The organism is Comamonas sp. GCA5 (genome assembly GCF_036541385.1).
GTDB classification, from domain to species: Bacteria; Pseudomonadota; Gammaproteobacteria; order Burkholderiales; family Burkholderiaceae_C; genus Comamonas; species Comamonas aquatica.
The window spans coordinates 1-237 of the sequence record NZ_JAZHFR010000299.1; the positions used below are offsets into that span (position 1 = coordinate 1).

The 237-nt window shown below is 52.7% G+C and carries 1 protein-coding gene; it reads right to left on the reverse strand.

Annotated features, from left to right (window positions below; all coding sequences use genetic code 11):
• Positions 1 to 44 precede the first annotated feature (44 nt).
• On the reverse strand, positions 45 to 237 hold a 193-nt coding region (locus SJH88_RS19700), incomplete at its 5' end, for a hypothetical protein (protein WP_274755441.1).

The following is a 237-nucleotide window of genomic DNA, read 5'->3' on the forward strand; positions in this document are numbered from 1 at the left end:
ACCGAGATTGAACAGAACATTCTCAGTGGCCGCTGGCCGCCCGGCTATCGCATCCCGTCGGAGAGGCGTTGTTGCATTACAGAGACTTCCCATAAAAGCAAGCGCTGATGGCTTTCTTTTTGATAGACCTGACTGCCGTAGTGCTCAAGAAGCGTAAAACGAGGAACAGACTGCACATCTACAGACGAGGTTTTGCACTTTGGTGTGCGCCCCAAGAAACAAACCGCGCAGCAGGAC